2 protein-coding genes are annotated in these 2872 nt (G+C 59.4%); both read left to right on the forward strand.

Going from position 1 to position 2872, the window contains the following annotated elements:
• The coding region (locus tag H1Y01_RS05095) for a hypothetical protein (RefSeq protein ID WP_180539191.1) at positions 1-184 on the forward strand (184 nt) is incomplete at its 5' end.
• A gap of 138 nt (positions 185-322) precedes the next feature.
• On the forward strand, positions 323-2872 hold a 2550-nt coding region (locus H1Y01_RS05100), incomplete at its 3' end, for a helicase-related protein (RefSeq protein ID WP_219341280.1).

Below are 2872 nucleotides of genomic sequence, written 5' to 3' on the forward strand. Positions count from 1 at the left end.
CACGGACAACCGCCAGGATGCGGCTCTCCAGGCGGGTCATTTCAATGACTATCTGTTCGTAAGTCTACTGCGTGGTGCGATCCTGCGGGCGGTTCTGGACGCCGGCGACGATGGCATGGCCGAGGACGAATTCGGTCTCCGAGTTGTAAAGGCGCTGGGATTTACCGCGGCTAAGGGCCCGTAAGGGAATAATCGAATCAGGCTTGGCCAGATGATCGAGTCATTTCCTCGCGTTGCAGGTTGCCGCACGAGCGTTTGATTCCTGACGGGCCCTAACAAGGACGCCCGTATCCATTGGATGCTGGATCCGGAGTCAGGGGCCGTGGTCCGCGAAGACGCGCAACGCTCTTTAGCGAAAGTTCTTGCCCATCGGGTCTGGACTGATCTTCGCCGGGGATGGCGCTACACCAACCCGAGTCTCTCCGTTCTCAAGCTCATCGACGTCGCCTTCATCGGGCTCGAAGAGATTGCCGCAGACACCGAACGGATGGCGGCCATCCTGCCGGATCTCCGCAAGCTCGAGGCGCCAGCGCGGAAAGCGATGTTGAAACTGCTGCTCGGCGCCATGCTCGACGGCCTAGCCGTCGGTACGGAAGCTTTGGATATGACGGAGCTCGACTCCGTGGCCCAAAAGTCACGAAATCTCTTGCGGTCACCGTGGGCCATCGACTCGAAGGAAACGCCCAGAAGTCGCACGGCGATGTTTTTGCAAGCGCCGGGCAAGGACAGGGTGGGACTGCGGGAGGAGCAGACGATCATCCGAGCGGGACACAACTCCCGTATCGGACGCCTCATCAATCGCAAGAGCGTCATCGGGACCAAGCTTGGGAAGTCGGACTACCTGAGCGTGATGACCGCCCTGATGGAACTCCTTTCGCAGGAAGGAGTGGTGTCTCGCGTCGACATCGAGGCTGACCAACAAGGTTGGCGTTTGTCACCTTCAGCTGTTCGCATCGTCCCTGGCGAAGCAGTTCGGAAAAAGACAGCTCAGGGAAACTTATATTTTCATGAACTTTACAATGAGATCGCTGAAGATCTGAAGGCCGGTCGTAGCAGTTTTTGGGGGCTGGAAGGCCGTGAACACACCGCCCAAGTGTCGCAAAGACAGCGCGAGTGGCGCGAGTGGCGCTTCCGTTTTGAAAAAGAAGACCAAGAAAATCTTACGAAGAATGCCGCTGAGCTCAAGGCGGCAGGAGAGTCGGAACAGTTCCTGCCAGCTTTGTTTTGTTCGCCAACCATGGAGCTTGGCGTCGACATTTCCGCGCTGAACGCCGTCTATCTGAGAAACGTACCCCCGACGCCGGCGAATTACGCGCAACGCGCCGGCCGCGCCGGTCGCTCCGGGCAGGCAGCCGTGATCGTAACCTATTGCGCCGCGCAATCGCCCCACGACCAGTACTTCTTCGAACGGCGGAACGACATGGTCGCTGGCGTCGTTCGGCCTCCCGCGCTCGACATCACCAACGAAGAGCTCGTGCGCTCGCACCTACATGCCGTTTGGCTTGCGGAGGCGAAGCTCGCTCTGTCTCCGGACATTCCGGAAATCCTCGATCTAACTCAGACCGGCTATCCTCTCAAACAAGAGATCCACGATGTAATCGACCGACCTGAGTTGGCCATAGCAGCGCGCCCCACAATGAAGCGCGTGCTCGATCAGGTGCTCGCCTCGGTAGATGGCCGCAAACCAGTCTGGATGAGCGAGCCTGACGACTTCGTCACTGCGGTCGCCCAGCGCGCACCGCTGGAGTTCGACCGTGCCTTTGATCGATGGCGTGAACTCTACAACTCAGCTCGAACCCAGCTTATGGAAGCCAATGCCCGATCCGAGATTACAGGACTTTCTGGTGCGGATCGCCGTCGGATCAAGGCGGCGCAGATGCAGGCGAGCGACCAGATCAGCATTCTGGAACAGGGCAAGGCGACAAACGGCTCAGACTTCTATTCCTACCGCTACCTGGCAACGGAAGGATTCCTGCCCGGGTATAATTTTCCTCGGCTGCCGCTCTATGCCTTTATCCCCGGAGAGGGAAAGACCGGCTCGTTCCTCCAGCGCGCCCGTTTCCTGGCGATCTCGGAATTCGGTCCGCGTAGTCTGATCTATCACGAAGGCCGGGCGTACCGGGTCATGAAGGCGAAGCTTCCGCCGGAAGTCCGTACGGGAGATGGCGCCGAGCTCGCCACGAGAGATATTTTCATCTGCTCGAACTGTGGCGCCTGTCACGACGGCGAGGTCGAACGCTGCCACGCTTGCAACACACCGATGGCAGGCGAGGTGCCGGTGCAAAGGACGCTGAGGATCGACAATGTTGAGGCCGCGCCGGTAGAGCGCATCACGGCAAATGACGAAGAGCGGGTCCGGCAGGGCTTTGATATTCAGACCGTTTTTTCCTGGCCGAAGCGAGACGGCCGGATTCAGATCGTTGAGGCCGACTTCCGTTGCGACGACGCCTCGATCCTCAAGCTGCAATATGCCAACAGCGCCGAGATCAGTCGGATCAACAAAGGGCTCAAACGGCGCGCCAATCAGACCGTCTTCGGTTTCTATATCGATCCGCGCAGCGGTTATTGGGCGAAATCGAACGACGAAGATCCTGATGTCGATGTGCCGCCTGATGTCGTTAGACCGGTGCGGATCGTCCCAATCGTCCGCGATCACAAGAATGCGCTTCTCTTCCGTTTCAGCGACCCCTTGGCCTATGCGCCGGAGACGATCGCGACGGTGCAGCATGCTATCATGCGGGGAATTGAGGTCGTCTTCCAATTAGAAGAGGGCGAGATTCTCGGCGAACCGCTGCCCGCTCGCGACAATCGGCGCGCCGTCCTTGCCTACGAAGCCACGGAGGGCGGGGCCGGGGTGCTAAGCCGGCTGGTC

This window comes from Nevskia soli, assembly GCF_903970205.1.
GTDB lineage: Bacteria > Acidobacteriota > Terriglobia > Bryobacterales > Bryobacteraceae > Bog-113.